The organism is Longimicrobium sp. (assembly GCF_048594345.1).
In the GTDB taxonomy this organism is placed as follows: Bacteria; Gemmatimonadota; Gemmatimonadetes; order Longimicrobiales; family Longimicrobiaceae; genus Longimicrobium.
Genome location: NZ_JBMDXM010000120.1, coordinates 1 through 15,396 on the forward strand (window position 1 = coordinate 1; position 15,396 = coordinate 15,396).

Genomic DNA, 15,396 nt, shown 5'->3' on the forward strand with positions numbered 1-15,396 from the left:
GCACATGCCGGCGGGCGGGGGCCGCGATTGCGCGGACGGTTCCGAGCCTTCATCCGCCTCTGGAGACCCGCTCAATGGGCCACGGCCGCATTCGCCTGACACCGCCGCATCAGCCATCGTGACTTCTTGGACCGGACTCAAACTCTGTTGACTCTGTTAACTCTGTGTGAGGCCTGGTCTTTCAGCCGTGGGAGAGAGCCTGCCAGGCGCGCTCGGCCTGCTGCAGGTGGCGGTGCTGGTGTGCGGGGATGATGGTGAACGCGGAGTAGACGCTGTACTTGAACCCCGGCCCGAACGGCGACACGATCTTCAGCTTTCCCAGCGGCAGCCCGTCCCCCTGGCGAATGAGCGCGATCTGCTCGTCCTGCAGCCGGTCGAACTCTGCGGCGATCTCCGCGGCCGAAGCGCCGGCGGTGGGGATGGCGGGGACGTACGGCGCCGAGGTCTTGATCTTCGCCCTGGTTTCCGGCCGCACCGCGCGCCACACCACCCATCCCAGCAGGTCGCGGCGAAAGCGCGCCGGCGCCGCGCCGCCCGCCGCGCGTCCCCTCGCCAGCGCCTCGCGCAGCAGGGGGACGTATGCCTGCGAGGTAAGGTTCAGGTGGGCGATGCACTCCGCCACCGACCAGCTTCCCTCCGACGGCCGCGTCGCCCACTTCTCCGCGGGAACGGTGCCCTGCAGCCGGTGCAGCCGCTCGCGCGCGCTGCCGAAATCGTCGATCAACGCCTGCAACTGGGGATGCATCGGGGCTCCTGGTGAAGGTTCACGCGCCACTCCCTGCTGCAACCTGCGCTTCGCCTCCCACGCGCGCCATCGGAGAAGCACCGGACGCCGCTGTAGAGAGATTCCTGACTCCGCGCCGCGGGCTGTGGAGCGCGCCTGAAGTGCCTCGTCGAATCGACCTCTGCTCCGCCGGAGCCGCGCGGATAGCCCGACCCGGCGTGTATCCCCTCTCCCACGCAGTTTGTGGGAGAGGGGCAGGCGAGGAACGAGCCGGGGTGAGGCCCACGCGTTTGTGCGATGCGGGCCCGGCGGATTACATTCCGCGCTCCCCGCCTCGTGGTTCCACACCCTGATCGCATCCCAGCGGTTCACTCCGGATGAAGCACGCCCGATGACGGACATGCCGATGCACGTGCGAGCCGCGCGCTGGATCATGGCGCGCTCGCAGCCCGCGTTTCACCTGGAACTGGCGCGGCGGCGGGTGGTGTCGCGGCTCACGCGCGGCGGCACCGTGCAGCGCTACCTGCGCACGTCCGCCCCGCGCGGGCTGCAGCTGGGCACCGGCCACAACCCGCTCCCCGGCTGGCTGAACACCGACGTGCAGGTCTTCCGCCGCGGGTACGTGGAGTTCCTGGACGCAACGCAGCCGTTTCCGCTGCCGGACGCCTCGTTCGACTACGTGTACAGCGAGCATCAGATCGAGCACATCCCGCTGGAGGCGGGCGAGCACATGCTGCGGGAGTGCTTTCGCGTGCTGCGCCCCGGCGGCGTGGTGCGCATCGCCACGCCCGACCTGGAGTGCATGGCGGCGCTGGCGGGCAAGGATCTGGATGACGACCAGCGGCACTACATCGCCTACATCTCGGCCATGCTGGGCCTTCCCGCGCCCGATCCCGCGCGCGTGATCAACAGCATGTTCCGCGCGTTTGGCCCGGACGAGGCGACGGGGCACCAGTTCATCTACTCGTACGATTTTCTCGCCGACCGCATGCGCGCCGCGGGATTCACGAACGCGCGCCGCTGCGAGATGGGAGAGAGCACGCACGACGCGCTGCGCGGCATCGAGCGCCACACCGACGTCATCGGCGACGAGCGCGTGGTGCGCTACGAGACGCTGATCGTCGAGGCCACCCGTCCCGGCTGGACGCCCCGTGCCTGATTCGCTCGAAACGCTGGACCGGCTGATCGACGGCTTTCTGGCGGGCTCCATCCCGTTCGCCACGCTGGAGTCGCAGTTCGCGCCGGCCTACCTGTTCATGCCCGAGGACGCGTTTCCCGACGTGGAAACCGAGGTGTGGTACGGCGTGATCCACGAGCGCATCGAGTGGACGAGCTCCGCGCCCTCCGACGAGGAACGGGCGTTCGGGTGGACGTCCATCGACGAGTTTCGCGCCTGGCTGCAGAGCACGGTACAAACCCGGCGCCCGCACCCTGGCCAGGCGCCGATCTCCGCGAGGTCATGAACGCGCGTCCAGGCGACGCCAAGCCTCGCGGGGCAGATGACCGATGGGTGGGGATCGGCTGCCCTTCATCCCGCGACCGCTTCCCGGATTTCTCTCCAGCCGCGACCGCACGCGGCGGTGCACTCCGTACACGTGCGGAGCGCCCGGTTGTAAGGCGCTCCCGGCGGGGTTAGATTGATGAGGGTCCCGTAGGAGCCATTCCCCCGCAGCATCCCGGCGCTCCTTCCGGCCTGCCGCACAGCCTCCGTTTTCCCCGGCAGTATCCGCGTTTTCCGCGATGTCCTTCACCGAGATGCCGCTGGCCGAGGGGCTCACCCGCGAGTTCCTGCTGCACCACCGCATGTGCCCGCGCGAGGTGGACGCCGCCGGCACCCTGCGCGTGGCGGCCGCGGACGGCGCGCTGCTGGACGCGGTGGACGACCTTGCGTACGCCTACGGCCGCGCGGTGCAGGTGGAGCCCGCGTCCGCGGCCGAGGTGGAGAGGCTGATCGAGCGGCTGTCCACCCGCGCGGACCGGCTGATCGAGCTGGCGCAGGTGCACGGGGATGACGACCTGGCCACCGACGTGCGCGACCTGGCCAACCAGCCGCCCGTCATCCGCTACGTCAACCTGCTGGTCCGCGACGCGTTTGACGCCGGCGCCAGCGACATTCACCTGGAAGCGGACCGCGGCGGGCTTGCCGCGCGCTTTCGCCTGGACGGCGTGCTGGCCCCCGCGCCCGAGGCACCCGCGGAGCTGCACCACGCGGTGATCAGCCGCATCAAGCTGCTGGCCGAGCTGGACATCGCCGAGCGCCGCCGCCCCCAGGACGGCCGCATCCGCGTGCGCCTGGAAAGCCGCGAGCTGGACCTGCGCGTGAGCACGGTGCCCACCATGTTTGGCGAGAGCGTGGTGCTGCGCCTGCTGGACCGCGGCGGGCGTCCCGTGCGGCTGGGAGAGCTGGGGATGCCGGCCGGCGTGCTGGCCGGGATGGAGGCGCTGGCCGCCAAACCGCACGGGATGGTGTTGGTGACCGGGCCCACGGGGTCGGGAAAGACCACCACCCTGTACGCGGCGCTGGGGCTGCGCGACACCGCGGCGGAAAAGATCATCACCGTCGAAGACCCGGTGGAGTACCAGCTTCCGGGCGTGACGCAGGTGCCCGTGCACCGCCAGGCCGGGGTGAGCTTTGGCGCGGCGCTGCGGTCCATCCTGCGCCAAGACCCCGACGTCATCATGGTGGGCGAGATGCGTGATCCCGAGACGGCGGAGATCGCCGTACAGGCCGCCATGACGGGCCACCTGGTGTTCAGCACCCTGCACACCAACGACGCCGTGGGTGCCCTGCCGCGGCTGCTGGACCTGGGGATCCCCGACTACCTGGCCGCGGCCACGGTGGACGGCATTCTGGCACAGCGCCTGGTGCGGCGCATCTGCGACGGCTGCCGCGAGGTGTACGAGCCCCCCCGCGACGCCGTGCGCCGCCTGGCCGGCGACGACATCCTGCCGGAGTACTTTCTCCGCGGCGCCGGCTGCCCCGCGTGCCGGGGGACCGGGTACCGCGGCCGCACCGGCATCTACGAGCTGCTGGTTGTGAACGACGCCCTGCGCGAGGGCATCATGCGCCGCGCGCCGCGCCCCGAGATGCGCGAGGCGGCGCTGCGGGGCGGGATGACGACGCTGCGGATGGATGCATGGCGAAAGGTGCGCGACGGCGTGACCACGGTCGAGGAGGTGCTGCGTGTGGTGCAGGACTGATCCTCCCGGTGTTGAAGAACCGTGGACGCCCCACACAAGCGCGGTGTCATCCTGAGAGGGCGTTGAGAAACCTCGGCCGTTCCGCAAGAAGCACACAGTCATCCTGAGGGAGCACACGCCCCCAACTTTCGCAACCACCGGAGTTTGCGCGCGACCGAAGGATCTTTGTCGGGTCGCGCGAGACCCAGCCCTGGGGGAGCCGCTCAAGGCTCCTGGTTCAGCAGACAAGGTCCTTCGGTAGGCGCCAAAGCGTGGTGTATCAGCAGGGTGCGGCGCGGCGCCTCCCTCAGGATGACCGGGAGGGTCGAGGCTTTCAACATCCTCTGAGGCTGAGCCTGAGGCTGAGAGGGTGTTGAGAAGCCTTGGTTGTTCCTCAAGAAGCACACTGTCATCCTGAGGGAGCGCACGCCCCCAACTTTCGCAACCACCGGAGTTTGCGCGCGACCGAAGGATCTTTGTCGGGTCGCGCGAGACCCAGCTCTCGGGAGCCGTTCAAGGCTCCTGGTTCTGCAGACAAGGTCCTTCGGTCGGCGCCAGGGTGTTGTGCATGAGCAGGTTGTGGAGCGGCGCCTCCCTCAGGATGACTGGCACCGTTCGAGGTTTTCTCAACACCTCTCAAGACGACTGGCACCATCCGAAGTTTCTCAGCACCCCCTCAGGATGCCTGATTCGTGGCTGGGCGACGGTTGGATTCATCTGACGCAGTCCAGCGACCCGTCTTCAGCTCTGCCCGTCTTCTCCCGACCGACCCCACACGCGTGATCGACCTCATGCCCACAACGTCCCAGCTCCACGCCGCAACCGCGAACACGATCCTTTGCGCGCACCGTCCCGCCGCGGACCGGCGGAGCGGCGGGCGGGCGGGGTTCACGCTCATCGAGATGCTGGTGATCATCGCCATCATCGCGGTGCTGGCGGCGGTGGTGGCGCCGGAGGTGTTCCGCAACGTGAGCGACGCCAAGGCTGGCGCGGCCAAGCAGCAGATCGAGCTGTTCGCTACCGCGCTGGACAGCTACCGGCTGGACAACCACGCCTATCCCACCACGGAGCAGGGGCTGGCGGCGCTGCGGACGGAGCCCACGGCCGGCGCCCGGCCGCGCAACTGGCGCGGGCCGTACCTGCGCCGTGCCCTGCCGGCGGACCCGTGGGGAAACCCGTACCTGTACCTGTCTCCCGGGCGCGCCAACCCGCAGGGGTTCGACCTGTACTCGCTGGGGCGCGACGGGCGCGAAGGCGGCGAAGGGGAGGACGCGGACGTGACCTCCTGGGGCGAGCCGCTGGGCAAGTGACGTGAGCGCGGCAACCCTGCAGTTCACCTACCGCGCCGCGCACCGCACCGGGCTGCTGGAGTCCGGCACCGTGCGCGCCGAGAGCGCCGAAGCCGCCCGCGAGCTGCTGTTCAGCCGGGGGCTGTTTCCGCTTGAGGTGCGGCTTGAGCGCGGGCGCGAGGCCGGGCGGCCCCGCATGTCCACGCCCGACCTTGCGCTGGGGCTGCGGGTGATGGCTACGCTGCTGGAGTCGGGCCTTCCCGTGGCGCGCGCGCTGGCGGCGATGGACGACCTGGTGCCCGCGGCGTGGAAGCGGACCCTTCCCGCGCTGCGCGAGTCCGTGCGGCAGGGAACCAGCCTGGGGGTGGCGCTCACCGCCGCGCCCGTGGGCTTTCCCCCGCTGGTGGTGGGCCTGGTGCAGGCGGGCGAGGCGGGGAGCGGACTGGCGGCGGCGGTGGCGCGCGCGGCGGACCTCACCGAGGCGTCGGCGGAGACGCGGCGAGCGGTGCGCGCGGCGCTGGCGTATCCGCTCATCCTGTCGGCGGCCGGTGCGGGGTCGCTGGCGCTGCTGGTGGGCTTCGTGCTGCCGCGCTTCGCCAGGGTGCTGGCGGACCTGGGGCAGGACCTGCCCCCCACGGCGCGCACGGTGCTGGCCGCGGCGGATTTCGCGCGCGCGGCCTTTCTCCCGGCGCTGCTGGCGCTGCTGGTGGCCGGCGCGCTGTGGAAGGTGTGGACGGGTACGGAGGAGGGGCGGGCCCGCTGGCACGCCCTGCTGCTGCGGGTGCCGCTGGTGGGCTCCATCCGCCGGGCGGGCGCCGTGGGCCGGTTCTGCGCGGCGCTGGGGGCGCTGCTGGAGAGCGGCGTCCCCATCTCACCCGCGCTCTCCTACGCCACCCGCGCCACGGGCGACGCGGCGCTCACCGCCCGCATCCTGGCCGCGCGCGAGCAGGTGGTGGCGGGCGGCTCCATCAGCAACTCGCTGGAGGACCGTGACGCCGCCACCCCCACCAGCGTCCGGCTCATCCGCACGGGCGAGGAGACCGGCCGCCTGGCGCCCATGCTGGCCCACGCGGCCCGCATCGAAAGCGCCCGTGCCGAGCAGACGGTCAGGTCGCTGGTGCGGATTCTGGAGCCCGCGATGATCATCGTGTTCGGCGGCGTGGTGGCGCTGGTGGCGGCGGCGCTGCTGCAGGCGGTGTACAGCGTGAGGCCGATGTGAGGCGGGGGCGCGAGGGGGGGTACGAGGGTTCGAAGGTACGAGGGTACGGGAGCTTCTGGCTCTCCGCCGGCGGTTCGTACGTTGGTGCGCCCGTACCTTCGTACCGCCGGCACGGCTTTACGCTGGTGGAGATGATGGTGGTGCTGGCGATCCTGGGGGTGATGGCCGGGGTGGCGGGGCTGGCGGCTCGGTCGCTGGAGCGCACGGACCCAGCCGCTGAGCGCGCGGCGGCGGTGGCGGACGCGCGGCGGCGGGCGCTGGAAACGCGCCGGCCGGTGACGCTGGTGGTGCAGGCCGGCGACACCCTGCGCCGGATGACCGCCTTTCCCGACGGCAGCGTGCGCGGCGACACCGCCCTGGGCCTGGACGTGCTGACCGGGAGGCCCCGTGACGTGCGGTAAGGCCGTACGACGGTACGAAGGTGCGAAGGTGCGCTGGACGCCGCGGGTTCCCGGCGAAAAGCCCCGGGCGCGCTCCATACCCTCGTACCCTCGTACCCCCGTACCTTCGTACTCTCGTTCGCGCTGCCGTGCCGGCGCCGTTCTCCTGGAGGCGATCGTCGCGCTGGTGATCCTGGCCGTGGCCGGGACGTCGGCGGTCACGCTGGTGAGCCAGAGCGCCGACGCGGTACGCCGCGCGCGGGTGGCGGAGGCGGAGATGCGCGAGGCGGGTGCGTTCTTTCACGCCGTCGCCCTGTGGACGCGCGACGACCTGGACCGCCGCCTGGGCGAGCGCCGGCAGGGAGAGTGGATGCTGATCATCCAGCGTCCCGCGCCCACCCTGTACGAGGTGGTGCTGGCCGACAGCGCCCTGGCGCGTGAGATCCTGCGCACCACGCTGTACCGCCCCGAGCCGCCGAAGCCGGAGCTGGCACTCCCCGGGTCCGCGGAGGAAGCAGCGGCGGGAGGGATTCCGTGAGGGGCCCCGTGCCGCGTCCACCCCGCCGCGCCGGCTTTACGCTGGTGGAGGTGATGGTCGCCATCGTGGTGATGGGCGTCGTTCTGGTGGGCGCGCGCACCATGCTGGGGCAGATGGCCGACGACGCGGACCGCATCGGCGCCGCGGCGCGCGAGGCGGACCGCGACGCCAACGCCGAGGCGCTGCTGCGGGCGGTGGCCGGGCGGCTGGACGTGTCGTCCGTGCCGGGGAGCGTGATCCGCTTCACGGGCGAGCGGCAGGGCGCGCGCTTCCACAGCTGGTGCGAGGTGCCCGACGGCTGGCTGGAGCGGTGCGATGCCACGCTGGGGCTGATCGAACTGGACGGCGAGCCGGTGCTGGCACTCCAGCTTTCCACCGGCGAGACGGTGCCGTTGCGCCGCGGCTTTGCGTCCGGCGAGATCCTGTACCTGCGCAGCGCGGAGGCGGGCGGACAGTGGGTGACGTCGTGGGGCGCCAGCATCACCGCCCCGCTGGCGTTCGGCATCGTGGCCGATGGCGACACCTCCATCATCCGCATCGGAGAGCGCGGATGACGGCGCGAACTCACCAAAACGCCCGGACCGGCGAGGTAGCGCATCCGTCCCGCTATTCCCTGTTCCCTGTTCCCTGTTCCCTTGCCCGCCGAAACGGCTTCGCCCTGATCTCCGTCCTGTGGATCCTCGTGGGCGTGGCGGCGCTTGCCTTGGCGGCCAACCTGGCGGCGCGCGAGGCGGTGGCGTCCGCGCGCAACCGCGCCGACCTGGGCGTGGCGGCATGGCGGGCGGAGGCGTGCCTGGAGCGCGCCCGCGCCGCCATCACCGATTCGCTGGCCGGCAGCGAGTACGAGCCGCCGGGGCGCACGGTGTGGGGGCGCATGGACCAGGTGGTCGCCGCGTCCCCCGCGCTGGCGGAGATGAGCTGCGCGGTGGAAGTGCGCGCCGCGGGCGCCGCGATGGACGTGAACGCGGCGGACGGCGGGACGCTGCGGCGCCTGTTCCTGGCGCTGGGGCGCACGGAGGCCGGGGCGGATTCGCTGGCGGACGCGCTGGCCGATTGGATGGACGCCGACGACGTGCCGCGGCCGCTGGGGGCGGAGGCCGCGTGGTACCGGTCCCTGCGGCTTCCCGTCCCGCGCAACGGGCCGGTGGCGGATGCGCGGGAGCTGATGCGGGTGCGGGGCTTCCGTGCGCTGCCGGGGATCGACACCCTGCTCTCCGCCGAGCCGGGGCGGGTGCCGCTGTCGCACGCGCCGCCCGCGGTGCTGGCGGCGCTCCCCGGGTTTGGCCCGGAGGCCGTGGCGCGCCTGGCGGAGCTGCGGATGCGCGGGGAGCGCGTGGCGGAGCTGGCGGCGTTCACCCAGTCCCTTTCCACGGGCGCGCGCGACGAGGCGGGACGCCGTTTTCACGAGCTGGCGGGGACGGCGGTGACGGAGCCGGAGGCGTGGATCGTCCGGGCGCGGGGTGCCGTCGGCGCCCCGCCCGCGGTGAGCGTGGTGGAGGTGCGGCTGGTGCGCGCGGGGAGCCGCGCCGCCATCGTGCGGCGAAGGACGTGGACGGAATGACGGTTTCACTGGGGATCGCCGTGGGCACCGACCGCATCCGCGCCGTCGCGCTGCGGGCGGGGCGCATCGTGGCCGCCACCGAGGCGGAGGTGGGCGCGGGAGATTCGCTCGCCGCCGCGGTCGCCGAGCTGATCGCCGGCGTGGCGCTGCCGCGCTTTCCACGCCCGCGGGTGGTGGCCGCGCTGGGCCCGTCGCTGGCGCAGACGCGGCGCATCGCCGGCCTGCCGCCGCTGGAGGATCCCCGGCTGGTGGCGCAGGTGGTCCGCGAGGGGGCGGGCAAGTTCTTTCTGCGCAACGGCGTGCCCCTGGTGACCACCGGCGTCCGCATCGTGGAGCCGGGGACCGTGTGGGCGGCCGCGCTGGACGAGCGGGCGGTGCGCGCCGTGGAGGCGGGGTGCCGCACCGCCGGGGTGCGCGTGGACCGCTTTGTCCCCACGGTGGCGGTGCTGGGGCGCGGGCTGGGGGGCGAGCACCTGGTGTGGCCCGATGGCGGCGCCGTGGCCGAGGTGCGGCTGCGCGAGGGCGAGCTGCACTCCGTCCGCCGCGTGGCCGCCGCCCAGGTGGCCGGCGCGCCCCCGCCCGCCGCCGTCCCCGCCCTGGCGTGGCTGGGGGAGCACGGCTGGCGCTTCGCCGACGCGTACGGCGCCGCCGCGCTGCCGCCGTACGAGGCGATGGTGCACCGCCCCTCCGGCGCCGCCGCGGGCGACGTCCCCACGTGGCGGCTGGCAGCGGCCGGGTGCGCCCTGGCGGCGGCCCTTGCCTTTGCCGCCGTGGCGCCGGCGCTGCGGGCGATGGGGGCCGAGGACCGCGCCATGGCGCGCATCGCCGCGGTGCAGGACCGGCGGCGGGTGGCGGCGGACACGGAGCGCGAGCTGGCGCGCGTGACCGAGGCGCTGGCGGAGGCCGCGGCGTTCGACGTGGGACGCTACTCGCCCACGCTGCTGCTGGCGGACCTGACGGCCGCGCTCCCCGCCGGCAGCGCGATCGTCGCCTTTCGCGCGGACACGGCGGGCGGCAGCGTGGTGGCGCTGGCCCCGCGCGCGGCGGCCGTGGTGCGGCCGCTGGAAAAGGTGCCGGGGCTGGTGGCGCCGGAGATCGTGGGGCCCGTGACCCGCGAGGCGCTGGCCGGGCGCGAGCTGGAGCGGGTGACCGTGCGCTTCGGCATCGACGCGGAGCGGCGGGCGCGGCCGGCGGCGGCGGAGGTGGCGCCGTGATCCCCGCCCTCTCCGGCCGCGATCGGCGAACCCTGGCGGCCGGGGCGATCGTCATCCTCGTTCTGGTCGTGCTGAGCCGCGGAGTACCCGCGTGGCGCCGGTGGGACGCGGGGGTGCGCGCGTCGGCGGCGGAGATGGCGGCGGAGGCGGCGCGCGCGGAGCAGACGGTGCGGCTTCTCCCCGCCTCGCTGGACTCGCTGGAGGCGCGCAGGGGCCGCTTCGTCACCGTGGGCGGCGGGGTGCTGGAGGGGGAGTCGGCGGCCGCGTCCGGCGCGGCGCTGGCGTCGCTGGTGAGTGGCGCGGCGGGGCGCGCGGGGGTGCAGATGGGCTCCGTCCAGCTTCACTCCGACACGGCCTCCGCCGGCACCTTCCTGCGCATCGGCGTGCGCGCGGACGCCACGGGCGACCTTCCGGCCCTCACCCGCATGCTGGCGCTGCTGGAGGGTGCGCCGGAGCTGCTGGCGGTCCGCGAGATCGCCATCACCCAGCCCATCCCGGGCGGCCCGGCCGAGCAGGCGGAGGCGCTGCGGATGGAGATCACCGTCCAGGGGCTGGCCCTGGTGCGCCGCGACGGGCTTCCCCGCGCCCCCGCCGGCGCCACGGGGGATGACGGCGCGGCCACGGACACGGTGGAGATGTTCGTCGACAGCCTTCCGGCGGAGGAGGTGCAGCCGTGAGCCGGCGGAGGATGGAGGCGCTGCTCTGGATCCTGGCCCTGGCCGTCGTGCTGCTGGGGTGGTCGCGGTGGCGCCGCGCGGAGCCGGCGGCCCGGGCGCCGGCCAGCGCGCTGAGCGCCACGCCGCCGGAGCCGCGGCGCGTTCCCCGCGAGCGGCTGGCGGAGGCGGGGCGCACGGTGACGGGCGGCAACCCGTTTCGCCTGGACCGCGCCCCCGCGCCCATCGGCTTTGCCCGCCCCGTGTTCCCGGGGATGATGGGGATGCAGGGGATGCAGGGGATGCCGCCGCCGGAGTACGTCCCGCCCCCGCCGCCGCGTCCGCAGCTGGCGGTGTCCGGCATCGTGGGGCCTCCCTGGCAGGCCCTGCTGGAAGGGGTACCGGGGCGCGAGGGCGCCGTGGTCGTCAAGCGCGGTGACGTGCTGGGCGACCTGCGCATCCGCGACATCACCGAGCGCGTCGTCGTGGTGGCGTCGCCCGACACCACCTGGAGACTCACGGTCCGGAACCCATGGCAGCAGTGAACCGCGTCGTCCGCATCCTCATCCCCCTGCTGCTGGCCGCCGCCGTCCCGCTGGGCGCGCAGCCGCTGGCGTCGGAGGGGGCGCAGGGGGTGACCGTGAACCTGGTGGAGGTGGAGCTGCGCGCGGCGGTGCAGGCGCTAAGCCAGTACCTGGACCGCCCGGTGCTCTTTGGCGCGCTGGGCAACCAGCGCATCACCTTCACCAGCGGGCGCCCCATCCCGCGCGCCGAGATTCCCGGGCTGCTGCGCACGCTGCTGGCCGGGCAGGGGTACGTGATGGCCGACGGGGAGAGCGGCGCGTACGAGATCCGCGGGGCCGGCGCGCAGGGCGCACCACCGGGCGCGGCGCAGCCGCCGTTTCCGCAGGGCCCGCCCCAGGCCGGAGCCCCGCTGGCCAGCGCCAACGGAATGGAGCTCAACGTCATCCGCCTGCGGCACGCGCGCGCCGCGGACGTGGCGGCCACGGTGAACGCGCTGTACGGCCGCGCCGGCGCGCTGGGCGAGATCGGACAGCGGCGCGAGACGCTGAACGACGGGCTGAACGCCAACCGCGTGGCGCCGTACGGCCAGCCGGCGCCGGACGTGACGGCCGTGCAGGTGCCGATGGGGAACCTGAGCGGCAGCGTGATCATCGTCCCCGACCACCGCACCAACAGCCTGCTGGTGCGCGCCAGCCAGGCGGACTTCGCGCTCATCCGCGCGGCGGTGGACCAGGTGGACGTGCGTCCGCTGCAGGTGCTGATCGAGGCCACCGTGGCGTACGTAAGCCGCGACTTTACCCTCTCGTACGGGCTGTCGGCCGGCACGGGCGACGTTCCGGTACCGGGCTCCGGAAACACGACGATCGGTGGCACCACCACGGGCGGCGGCCTGAGCGACCTGGTGATCAGCGCCCTGAACCTGGGCGGCATCGACCTGGACGTGGTGCTTGCCGCGGGCGAGACGCGCAGCAGCGTGATCATCCTGGACCGCCCGCTCCTGCTGGCCGCCAACAACGAGGAGGCGGAGATCGTGGTGGGCCAGCAGCGGCCGTTCGTGCAGGTGCAGCGCTCCACGGACGGCGGGGTGCTGGACGAGGTGGTGCAGTACAAGGACGTGGGCACCAGCCTGCGGGTGCTCCCCACCATCAGCGCCGACGGCTACGTGCAGCTGGCGGTGACGCAGGAGGTGAACAGCGCCACCGACCAGGAGGCCGGCGGCGGCGTGAACGCCCCGGTCATCAGCACGCGCGCCATCCAGACGCAGCTGCTGGTGCGCGACGGGCACACGGCCGTGCTGGGCGGGCTGAGCGGGTCGCAGCGCGACCGCACCAGCGGCGGTGTGCCCTTTCTGTCCGACATCCCCCTGATCGGCGGGATCTTTGGCCGCAAGCTGCGCAGGAACAACGACTTCGAGCTGTTCGTCTTCATCACCCCGCACGTCATCTACAGCGACGACGACCTGGACGAGGCCGCGGATGACGTGCGCGTCAACCGGCGCACCATGCGCCGGGCGATCGGCAAGCTGCGCCCCCTCATCACCCCGAGCCCCAGGGACAGCGTCCAGCCAGCCCCGGCCGGCGGCCCCGCTGCCCCGATTCAGACCCCGGCCCCGCCGCCCTGAACCGGGCGCGGCCGGTGGGAAAGCTCGCCGTCCGCCACCGATCCGAGAGAAAATGCTCCCCCGAGGGGCGCCGGTACCCGCCGGCTCCCCGCCACCCTTCCTCTGCCGCACCCGTGATGCCCTCTCAGCCCTTCCGCGCGCGCCTGCTCCGTTTCGCCGCCGCACTCCGCGCGGTCTGCCTGCCGCTCGTCCTGCTGGCGCTCCCCCTCTTCGTCGCCGCGCCGGTGGGCGCGCAGGATGTGGGGGAGCCCGCGGTCTCGCTCAGCCCTGACGCGGGAACGTTCTCGTCGCCGTCGATCACGGTGACGGTGCGGTTCTCGGACGAGGTGTCGCTGAAGCCGAGCACCCGGACGATGGTGTTCAACGACACGGTGGTGACGACGCGGTTCACGCAGACGGCTGCGCCGTCGAGTCCGGGCGGTCTGGTGGTCGCCACGTACACGGCGACGCTGACGATGAAGCCGGGAGCGAACACGCTGTCGGCGAGCATCCGCGACAGCGCGAACAACCTCTCGTCGCCGGCCAGCGTGACGTACACGTACGTGCCGGGGCGGTCGGGGGTGCGGGTGTCGCCGGACGGAGGCACGGCCGGGGTGGGTGCGTGGCAGACGGTGGCGACGACGTTCCGGGTGGTGAATCCGGGGACGAAGTCGGGGACGTACCGTCTGCGGCCGTCGTGCCGTGATGCGTGGACGGGCGCGCCGCACGGGGGCTGCGGGATCGGGTACGAGACGGTGAACGTGGCGGCGGGCGACTCCGCGTTCGTGACGGTGTGGGGCACGGCCCCGGGGTCGGGAGGGCAGCTGCTGGTGCGGCTGTCGGCGGAGCTGGAGTCCATGCCGGGCGTCGCGGACGCGGGGTGGATGGACGTGAGCGTGGGGGGCAGCACCGGCACGGGCGCGCCGGTGATGGGGGCCCAGCAGGCCGACCTGGCCACGGGCACCTACCCGATCGAGCGCAGCCAGTGCGTGACGGCGTCGGCGGGCCCGGGAGCGGCGTACGAGTGCGGTGACCTGCGGCTGGCGCACGCGCTGCCCGTGCACCGGACCATGAACCGCGCGTGGGCGCCGGTGCTGATGTACAACAGCCAGCACGCGGACCCTCGGCCCAGCGTGTACCTGAACGCGACGCTTCCCGAGGGGTCGGTCGTGCCGGGGCAGGTCAGCCCCGTGCTGTACTTTCAGGGCACGGCCACGGTGGAGCAGCGCTTCTTCACCGGGAGCGAGTGGCAGCCGGGTACCACGCGGCGCATCGCGGTGCAGATGAGTGCGATGAACACCGGGTGGTACCTGGTCAACGCGCAGGTGCTGTCCACCTGGTCGCAGGGACAGCCCAGCAGCCCGGTCCTCTACACGGCGATGACGGTGGTGAACCGCACGGCCAGCCCGTTTGGGCGGGGGTGGTGGCTGGCGGGGCTGGAGCAGCTGGTGACGGTGGACACCAACAGGAAGCTGTGGGTGGGGGGTGACGGCAGCACGCGGCTGTACTCGTACGTGTACCCGGGCGTGTGGGCGTGGGACGATCCCGCCGGCCCGACCGACGTGCTGTCCAGCTCCGGCACCGCGGCGTACATCCGCAAGCTGCCGGAGGGCGGGCAGGTGGAGTTCGACGGCAACGGGCAGCACCTGCGGACGGTGAACCGGCTGGGGCAGGTGACCACGTTCGCATGGCAGAGCGGCCGTCTCACGAAGGTGACGGTGCCCACGGTGAGCGGCACGGCGCCGGCCTACGACTTCGCCTACGACGGAAACGGGATCCTGACGTCGGTGAGCGCCACGGCGCCCGGCGCGCCCACGCGCACCGTCACGATCGGGCACGAGCTGTCGGACGCGCGCGTGACCTACATCCAGGACCCTGACGGGGATGGGGTGCAGTTCGCGTACACCCACACCCGACCCAACCTGGTGACGCGGCGGACGGACAGGCGGGGGACGCCGGTGACGTTCACCTGGACTGCCACGGGCCGGCTGGCCTCCTCGCGGATGGGGGTGGCGTCGGCCGACAGCATCATCAGCAGCTACGGTGCGGCGGAGGACAAGGGCTTCACCACCTCGCTGCCGGTGTCGCAGGCGTACACGTCGCTGGACGGGCCGCGCACGGACGTATCGGACCTCACGCTCTTCTGGCTGGACGGCCGGGGCGCGGTGAGCCGCGTCCGCGACGCCATGGGAAGCGAGACGGTGGTGACGCGTGGGGACACCGTGAATCCCGCGCTGGTGACGCAGGTGCGCACATCCAACGCACGGGGCGACAGCCTGGTGCTGCGCAGCGGCGCGGGGTACGACGCGCGGGGCCGCGTCATCGCCGACACCGTGTACAACCCGCTGGGCGACGGGGTGCACCGGGTGACGACGTACGGGTGGAACGACGCCGTGGACCGGCCGGACTGGATCCAGGCGCCGGGCGCGGAGCCGGTGTACATGGGATACGACACGATCACCCGCAACCCGCGCTGGCAGCAGCAGGGCACGTCGATGGCGCGGCGGGTGTGG

General features: G+C 73.1%; 14 protein-coding genes and 1 pseudogene. 14 read left to right on the forward strand and 1 reads right to left on the reverse strand.

What is annotated here, in order from left to right; translation table 11 throughout:
• Window positions 1-181: 181 nt before the first annotated feature.
• Window positions 182-745 carry a DinB family protein gene (locus ACOJUJ_RS13120; protein WP_420127334.1) on the reverse strand — a complete coding sequence of 188 codons (564 nt, stop codon included), beginning with the start codon at window positions 743-745 and terminating at the stop codon, window positions 182-184.
• 370 nt (window positions 746-1,115) lie between these two features.
• Here ACOJUJ_RS13120 and ACOJUJ_RS13125 point away from each other — a divergent pair, with 370 nt between their 5' ends.
• The 14 genes and pseudogenes from ACOJUJ_RS13125 to ACOJUJ_RS13190 form a co-directional block, all read left to right on the forward strand.
• Entirely contained in the window at window positions 1,116-1,883 is a 768-nt protein-coding gene (locus ACOJUJ_RS13125) for a class I SAM-dependent methyltransferase (RefSeq protein WP_420127335.1), read from the forward strand.
• Window positions 1,876-2,187, forward strand: a complete 312-nt coding sequence (locus tag ACOJUJ_RS13130; protein WP_420127336.1) for a hypothetical protein — start codon at window positions 1,876-1,878, stop codon at window positions 2,185-2,187. Before ACOJUJ_RS13125 ends, ACOJUJ_RS13130 begins: the two co-directional genes overlap by 8 nt.
• A gap of 277 nt (window positions 2,188-2,464) precedes the next feature.
• The gene (locus ACOJUJ_RS13135) at window positions 2,465-3,925 is read left to right on the forward strand and encodes a GspE/PulE family protein (RefSeq protein WP_420127337.1); all 1,461 of its coding nucleotides are present in this window, start codon (window positions 2,465-2,467) and stop codon (window positions 3,923-3,925) included.
• A 770-nt stretch (window positions 3,926-4,695) separates the two neighbouring features.
• Window positions 4,696-5,214, forward strand: coding sequence for a type II secretion system major pseudopilin GspG (gene gspG, locus ACOJUJ_RS13140; protein ID WP_420127338.1), 519 nt, complete (start codon window positions 4,696-4,698; stop codon window positions 5,212-5,214).
• Window position 5,215: 1 nt separating this feature from the next.
• Complete coding sequence (locus tag ACOJUJ_RS13145) at window positions 5,216-6,412, forward strand: type II secretion system F family protein (protein WP_420127339.1); 1,197 nt, start codon at window positions 5,216-5,218, stop codon at window positions 6,410-6,412.
• Window positions 6,409-6,813 carry a type II secretion system protein gene (locus tag ACOJUJ_RS13150; protein ID WP_420127340.1) on the forward strand — a complete coding sequence of 135 codons (405 nt, stop codon included), beginning with the start codon at window positions 6,409-6,411 and terminating at the stop codon, window positions 6,811-6,813. Before ACOJUJ_RS13145 ends, ACOJUJ_RS13150 begins: the two co-directional genes overlap by 4 nt.
• Before the next feature lie 28 nt (window positions 6,814-6,841).
• Window positions 6,842-7,330, forward strand: a complete 489-nt coding sequence (locus tag ACOJUJ_RS13155) for a type II secretion system protein (protein WP_420127341.1) — start codon at window positions 6,842-6,844, stop codon at window positions 7,328-7,330.
• Between the two features lie 8 nt (window positions 7,331-7,338).
• Window positions 7,339-7,884, forward strand: coding sequence for a type II secretion system protein (locus ACOJUJ_RS13160; RefSeq protein ID WP_420127342.1), 546 nt, complete (start codon window positions 7,339-7,341; stop codon window positions 7,882-7,884).
• A gap of 134 nt (window positions 7,885-8,018) precedes the next feature.
• Complete coding sequence (locus tag ACOJUJ_RS13165; RefSeq protein ID WP_420127343.1) at window positions 8,019-8,891, forward strand: general secretion pathway protein GspK; 873 nt, start codon at window positions 8,019-8,021, stop codon at window positions 8,889-8,891.
• Window positions 8,888-10,105 (forward strand): hypothetical protein, encoded by a 1,218-nt coding sequence (locus tag ACOJUJ_RS13170; RefSeq protein WP_420127344.1) that lies wholly within the window; start codon window positions 8,888-8,890, stop codon window positions 10,103-10,105. The genes ACOJUJ_RS13165 and ACOJUJ_RS13170 overlap by 4 nt, the downstream gene beginning before the upstream one ends.
• On the forward strand, window positions 10,102-10,782 hold the full coding sequence (gspM, locus tag ACOJUJ_RS13175) for a type II secretion system protein GspM (RefSeq protein ID WP_420127345.1): 681 nt from the start codon (window positions 10,102-10,104) through the stop codon (window positions 10,780-10,782). The genes ACOJUJ_RS13170 and gspM overlap by 4 nt, the downstream gene beginning before the upstream one ends.
• A complete protein-coding gene (locus ACOJUJ_RS13180) occupies window positions 10,779-11,303 on the forward strand; it encodes a hypothetical protein (RefSeq protein WP_420127346.1) in 525 nt (174 codons plus the stop codon). Before gspM ends, ACOJUJ_RS13180 begins: the two co-directional genes overlap by 4 nt.
• Window positions 11,291-12,904, forward strand: coding sequence for a type II secretion system protein GspD (locus ACOJUJ_RS13185; protein ID WP_420127347.1), 1,614 nt, complete (start codon window positions 11,291-11,293; stop codon window positions 12,902-12,904). The genes ACOJUJ_RS13180 and ACOJUJ_RS13185 overlap by 13 nt, the downstream gene beginning before the upstream one ends.
• Window positions 12,905-13,020: 116 nt before the next feature.
• A pseudogene (locus tag ACOJUJ_RS13190) lies at window positions 13,021-15,396 on the forward strand (hypothetical protein); the annotation flags it as partial.

Excerpts from the sequence above, each read along its gene's own strand:
- ACOJUJ_RS13120 (WP_420127334.1), bottom strand. The coding sequence starts at position 745 with ATGCATCCCCAGTTGCAGGCGTTGATCGACGATTTCGGCAGCGCGCGC.
- ACOJUJ_RS13125 (WP_420127335.1), top strand. The coding sequence starts at position 1,116 with ATGACGGACATGCCGATGCACGTGCGAGCCGCGCGCTGGATCATGGCG.
- ACOJUJ_RS13135 (WP_420127337.1), top strand. The coding sequence starts at position 2,465 with ATGTCCTTCACCGAGATGCCGCTGGCCGAGGGGCTCACCCGCGAGTTC.
- gspG (WP_420127338.1), top strand. The coding sequence starts at position 4,696 with ATGCCCACAACGTCCCAGCTCCACGCCGCAACCGCGAACACGATCCTT.
- ACOJUJ_RS13170 (WP_420127344.1), top strand. The coding sequence starts at position 8,888 with ATGACGGTTTCACTGGGGATCGCCGTGGGCACCGACCGCATCCGCGCC.
- ACOJUJ_RS13185 (WP_420127347.1), top strand. The coding sequence starts at position 11,291 with ATGGCAGCAGTGAACCGCGTCGTCCGCATCCTCATCCCCCTGCTGCTG.